This is a genomic window from Streptomyces sp. NPDC104202, from assembly GCF_055584185.1.
Genome location: NZ_JBVJMN010000078.1, coordinates 1 through 5,929, shown reverse-complemented (window position 1 = coordinate 5,929; position 5,929 = coordinate 1). Strand labels below are relative to the sequence as shown.

Genomic DNA, 5,929 nt, shown 5'->3' with positions numbered 1-5,929 from the left:
GGTGTCGTCCGGGCGGTGGCGACCGACGACCAGGGCCCGACCGTCATCGGCAAGAACGGAGTCACCATCCTCGCCGTCTGATCCCCTCCCCCCCCGGCACATACGACGGTGCCCCGCTCCGAGTCCGAGAGGACCTGGAGCGGGGCACCGTCGTCTGTGCCGGGGAGCGGTCAGGTGCGCCGCCGGTCGGCGGGGACGCCCATCTGGTCGAAGAGCTCCTCGGCGGAGTGCTCGTTGCGGGCCGCCTCCTCGGTGAGGCCGAGGGCGGCCTGGGCGCGGGCCATGCCGGAGAGGGCGTAGGCGACCTCGATGCGGAAGTCCAGGGAGTGGGCCACCTCGTGCGCCCGCTCGTGGAGGCCGAGGGCTGCCGCGTACTCCTTGCGTTTGAACAAATAACGGCCGACCGTGTTCTCGACCTTGGCTCGGCGGAGTAGAGAAACGTTTGGCCCAATGGTTTCGATGGCGCGATCCGCGTAGTGCGTGGCCTGCTCGGGCCGGCCGAGTCGCTGGGTGACCTCCGCTAAGAGGGCGAGGGCGAGCGCCACCTGGCCCGGGTCGCTGCTCTCGGTGCACAGCTCGCGCGCCCGGTTGAGGCAGGAGTCCGCGGCCTCGTCGTCGCCCAGGCAGGCATGGGCGAAGGCCAGGTCGGTGAGGGCGACCAACTTGTTCTCGTGCTGGCCGAGTTCGTCGCAGAGGCCGATCGCGCGCCGGGCCGCCGACGCGGCCTCCTCGTGCCGGCCCCACTGTTCGTAGAGCGTGCTGAGGAGGGTCAGGCTCTCGGCCTCGGCCCGGCTGGCGCCGAGCTCGCGCTGGTGCGCGATCGACTTCTCCAGGTGGGACAGCGCCTGGGGGAACCGGCCCAGCAGACTGTTGAGCTGACCGAGGGCGCTCTCGCTGTGGGCCAGCGTCTGCACGTCGCCGAGGCGTTCGGCGACATCCCGGCCCTCCGTGGCGACCTCGATGCCCTCGGCGAAGCGACCCAGCTTCCAGCAGGCGACGCCCAGGTTGGACAGGCTGACGCCGAGCAGCGGCAGTTCGCCGAGGCGGCGGGCCGCCGCCACCGCCACGAGGCCCATCGAGCGGAACTCCTCCAACTGGCCGCGCGCGCTGAGCTGGAAGGCGAGGTTGCGGGAGAGGAACACCGTGTGCCGGTCGTGCCCGGCGCGGTCGGCCAGACCGACGGCCCCGAGCAGCGATCCCTGCTCCCGCGCGAACCACTGCTCGGCCTGCCCGCTGTCCGCGAACCAGGGCAGCCGGGACGCCCACGCCTCGGCGTCCTCCACCTCCGCCACCTCGGTGGCGATGCGGCGCCGGCCCGGGAACATCACCTGGCAGGCCGACTCCGTCGCCGCGAGGTAGTAGTCGAGGAGCCTGCGGGTCGACGCGGCGTCGTCGCCGTCCGTCGACGGGGCACGCAGGCTCTGCGCGAAGCTGCGGACCAGGTCGTGGAAGGTGTAGAGCCCGATCTCCGGCTGCTGGAGCAGGTGCACGTCCAGGAGGAGTTCGAGGATGTCCTCGGCGTCCGTCGGGTCCGTGTCGAGGAGCGCGGCGGCCGCGTGCACGTCGAGGTCGCCGCCCGGGTGCAGCGCCAGACTGCGGAACGCCGTCCGGCAGTCCTGCGGCAGGGCCTGGTACGACAGTCGGAGGGTGGCGGCGACGCTGCGCTGGCCCGAGCTCAGCTCGTCCAGTCTGCGCGTCTCGTCGCGCAGCCGGTCCGCCAGGTACCGCAGCGTCCAGCGGGGCCGGTTGCGCAGCCGGGCGGTGGCGATGCGCAGCGCCAGGGGCAGGTGCCCGCAGAGCCGGGCCAGTTCGGCGGCCGCCTCGGGCTCCGCCGCGTACCGCCGCTCGCCGAGGGTCTCGGCGATCAGCGCCGCGCACTCCGGCGGCGACATCACGTCGATCGAGATCCACTGCGCCGAGTCCAGGTCCACCAGCCGGGCCCGGCTGGTGACCAGCACCAGGCAGCCGGGCGACGTCGGCAGCAGCGGGCGGACGCCGTCCGCGTCGGCCGCGTTGTCGAGGAGGAGCAGCAGCCGCTTCCCCGCGACGGTCGACCGCCACAGCGCCGTGCGGCCCGCGGCGTCCTCGGGGATGCGCGTGCCCGGCACGCCCAGCGCGCGCAGCAGGCTGTCGAGCGCCCCGCTCGCGGTCACCGGCTGTTCGCCCGGGGTGTATCCGCGCAGGTCGATGTAGAGCTGGCCGTCGGGGAAGTCGCCGGCCAGCGTGTGTGCCGCGTGCACCGCGAGGGACGTCTTCCCGCTGCCGCCCATGCCGTCCAGGGCCACGATGCGCGAGTGACGCGCGTAATCCCGCCCCGCGGAGTCCAGGAGTTCCTGGAGTTCGTCGCCGCGACCGGTGAAGTCCGCCAGGTCGTACGGCAGGGTGCACGGGGCCTCCGGCGAGGCCGGGAGCCGGAGGGGGAGCGGCGCCGCGTCGGCCGGGGGAACGGGTGCGGCCAGCTCCGGACTGTCGCGCAGGATCCCCTCGTACACCTTGGTCAGACGCGGTCCCGGGTCGACCCCGAGCTCCTCGACCAGGAGTTCGCGGACCCGGCTGTACTCCTCCAGCGCCTCGGCCTGGCGTCCCGAGCGGTAGAGGGCCAGCATCAGCTGGGCGCGCAGCGACTCGTGCAGCGGATGGGCCTGCACCAGGTCCCGCAGGTCGACGACGAGCTCGGCGGACTCGCCGAGGCCGAGGCGGAGTTCGAAGAGCTGCTCGGCCGCGGCGAGCCGGCGCTCCTCGAAGGCGGTGGCCGCCGCCTCGATCACCGGACCGCCGGCGCCGGCGAGGATCGGTCCGCGCCACAGACCGAGGGCCCGGCGCAGCGACTCGACCGCGTCGATCGCGCGCCCCTCGGCGGGTGCGTCGCGCGCGGCCCGCACGAGGGCGCCGAACTCCGTCAGGTCGAGCTGTTCGGAGCCCAGGACCACCCGGTACCCGGGGCCGTCCGTGACGATGACGTCGCCGCCCGAGGGGATGCGCCGCCGGAGGTCGGCGACCGCCTTGCGGACCTGGTGGGACGCGGTGGCCGGCGGGTCCTCGGCCCAGGCCGACTCCACGAGGCGGCCGATCGTCAGCACCCGGCCGGGCTCCAGGAGCAGCGTGCCGAGCACCCGTTCCTGGATCAGTCCCCCCAGCCGCAACCGCGAGCCCTCGGCCCATCCCTCCAAGGGACCCAGCACGTTGAAACGCAGCGATCGCGCCTCGGCAGCGGTCATCGCCTAAGCACCCCCCCAGGTCACTCGTCCACGCCGACGGCGCCGGTGCATGCGGATCCTAGCCCGTTCCCGTGACGCTCGGGAACGAGCCGGTACGGGAACGGTAAGCACCGCGGCCACTGTGTGCCTCACGAGGCCGACTCCTTCGCGGCCCTCGCACTGAGGACCCCCCATGCATCCAAGGAGACTGGTCATGACCGAGCAGGCGTCGCCGGACGGACTCGCCGAACAGCTGCGGGCCGCACGGCAGTGGGCCGGGATCACCCAGGAGCAGCTGGCCGGTCTGTCGACCGTCAGCGTGCGGGCCATCAGAGACCTGGAGCAGGGGCGGGTGCGGCACCCGCGCCGCGAGACGCTCCGGCTCCTCGCCGGCGCCATGCGCCTGAGCGACGCCCGCCGCGCCGCCCTGGAGCTCGCCGTGGAGGGTGCCGAGGCCGGCACCGTGATGCGCGAGACGTACGGCGCGGAACTGGCCCCGCCGCCCAGACCGCTGCGCCGGCTGGTGGGCCGCACCGAGGAACTGCGGGCGCTGACCGGCCTGCTGTCCACCGAGCACGAGCGGCTCCTCAGCGTGGTGGGCCTGGCCGGGGTCGGCAAGACCCGGCTGGCCCAGGAGGCGGCGCTGGCCCTCCACAGCCGCGACCGGACCCCGGTCGTCTGGGTCGACATGAACGAGGACGCGCCCCCCGTGGCCGGCCCGGCGGCGGCCCGCAGCCCGCGGTCCGCGCTGGCGGGCTGGGCCCGCTCCGTCGCGCTCGGCGGCCGCGGCCTGGACGAACTCGCCTCCGTGATAGGCGGCCGGGCGACCCTCCTGGTGCTCGACGGACACGACGGCACTCCGCACCTCGCGGCCCCGCTCCTCGAACTGCTCCACGCCTGCGACCGCCTCAAGGTGCTGATCACGACGCGGGAACCGCACCGCACCCCGGGCAACCGGCTGCTGCCGCTCGGCCCCCTCCCCGTGCCCGGCCCGGCGCGGACCGACTCCACCGGCGGGCCCCTGCCGGGCGACTCCCTCACCGCCGGGCAGCCGGCCGTCGAGCTGATGCTGTCGTACGTCGGCCACATGCGCCCCGACCTGCTGCCGGGCGACTCCCTGGTGCGGACGGTCGCCGAACTCAGCCGGGCCCTCGACGGGGTGCCCCGGGCGATGGAGGCCGCGGCCTCCTGGCTCCTGCTGCGCTCCCCCGCGGAGCTGCTGGGGATCGCCCGGACCGCGCCGCTGGAGGTGGCGGACGACGTCACCGCCTGCGACACCGGCGCCGGCGACGGCTTCGCCGCACAGCTCGCCGCGGCCGTCGCGGCCCTGGACGACGGTCCCGCCGCGCTCCTGGGGAACCTGAGCCTGCTGGCCGACGGGTGGAGCGCCGACCAGGCGGCCGCCGAACTCTCCGCCTCCCCGGCGACCGTGGTGCGCGACGTGCACGCCCTGATGCTGCGGGGGCTGGTGCGGCGGCTGCCCGGCGACGAGGACGGGGCCCCGCGGTTCGGCGTCCTCCACCTGGTGCGGCGGCCGGCGGCCGAGCGCGCGGCCCTCCTCGTACGGTCCGCGGCCCTGGTCTCCTGAGCGGCCCCGCCCTCCCGCGTCCCTTGTCCCCGCCTCTTCGCCTCTTCCCTCTCTCGTCCTCCGCCCTCGTCCCTCTCCCGCTTCTCCCCACCACCCTTCGCAGAAAGGCATGCCCACCATGCGCAACCTGATCTCGCTCGCCGACCTCACGCCCGAGCAGCTCGCCCGCATCGTCGCCCGCGCCGTGGAGTTCGGCACCGGTGAGGTCGCCGACCGTCCGCTGACGGGACGCCAGGTCGGCATCTACTTCCGCAAGTCCTCCACCCGGACCCGCACGTCGTTCTGGAGCGGCGCCACCCGGCTCGGCGCCGACGTGATCACCTTCGGTCCCGACGAACTCCAGCTGACCACCGGGGAGACGGTGGAGGACACCAGCCGCGTCCTCGGGCAGTACCTCGACGCCCTCGTCGTCCGCACCAACGGCGACGTGGCGGAGATGCGCCGCCTCGGCGGCAGCCCGGACCTCGCGGTCGTCAACGCGCTCAGCCTCGACGAGCACCCCACCCAGGCGATCGCCGACCTGGCCACGCTCACCGAGCGGTTCGGCGACCTCGCGGGGCGCCACGTCCTCGTCGTCGGCGAGGGCAACAGCTCCGGCGCGGCCCTCGCCCTGGCCGGCGCGCTCACCCCCGGTCTGCGGATCACGCTGCTGTCTCCCGAGGGGTACGAGGTGCCCAAGGACACGATGGACCTGGTCGACGAACTCAGCGGCGGCCGGCACCTGGTGACCCGGGTGACCGACCCGGCCGCGGTCGAGGGTCCCGTCGACGCGGTCTACACGAGCCGCTGGCAGACCATGGGTGTCCCGAAGGCCGACCCGAACTGGCTCGCCTCCTTCGAGGGGTTCGCCATCGACGGCACGTTCTTCGAGCGCCACAGCGGTCCGGACACCGTCTTCCTGCACGACCTGCCGGCCGTCCGCGGCCAGGAGGTCTCCGACGAGGTCCTCGACGGCCCGCGCAGCCTCGCCTGGCGGCAGGCCTTCCACAAGATGACCGCCGCGATGGCGGTCCTGGAGTGGTGCGTGGTCGGCGAGCACTGACGGCACAACGCCGGGGGGGGGGGGGGGGGGGGGGGGGGGGGGGGGGGGGGGGGGGGGGGGGGGGGGGGGGGGGGGGGGGGGGGGGGGGGGGGGGGGGGGGGG

Annotated in this window: 3 protein-coding genes; 2 read left to right on the top strand and 1 reads right to left on the bottom strand. The window is 74.7% G+C overall.

What is annotated here, in order from left to right; all coding sequences use genetic code 11:
* Positions 1-170: 170 nt before the first annotated feature.
* Positions 171-3,218, bottom strand: a complete 3,048-nt coding sequence (locus ACZ60W_RS33430) for an AfsR/SARP family transcriptional regulator (RefSeq protein WP_469759158.1) — start codon at positions 3,216-3,218, stop codon at positions 171-173.
* 193 nt (positions 3,219-3,411) lie between these two features.
* Between ACZ60W_RS33430 and ACZ60W_RS33425 the strand changes: the two genes are divergently transcribed.
* Positions 3,412-4,785, top strand: a complete 1,374-nt coding sequence (locus ACZ60W_RS33425; RefSeq protein WP_469759157.1) for a helix-turn-helix domain-containing protein — start codon at positions 3,412-3,414, stop codon at positions 4,783-4,785.
* 109 nt (positions 4,786-4,894) lie between these two features.
* Positions 4,895-5,827: an ornithine carbamoyltransferase gene (locus ACZ60W_RS33420; protein WP_469759156.1), complete on the top strand. Its 933-nt coding sequence runs from the start codon at positions 4,895-4,897 to the stop codon at positions 5,825-5,827.
* Positions 5,828-5,929: the final 102 nt, after the last annotated feature.

Coding starts and splice junctions, on each gene's coding strand:
- ACZ60W_RS33420 (WP_469759156.1), top strand. CDS start 4,895: ATGCCCACCATGCGCAACCTGATCTCGCTCGCCGACCTCACGCCCGAG.
- ACZ60W_RS33430 (WP_469759158.1), bottom strand. CDS start 3,218: ATGACCGCTGCCGAGGCGCGATCGCTGCGTTTCAACGTGCTGGGTCCC.
- ACZ60W_RS33425 (WP_469759157.1), top strand. CDS start 3,412: ATGACCGAGCAGGCGTCGCCGGACGGACTCGCCGAACAGCTGCGGGCC.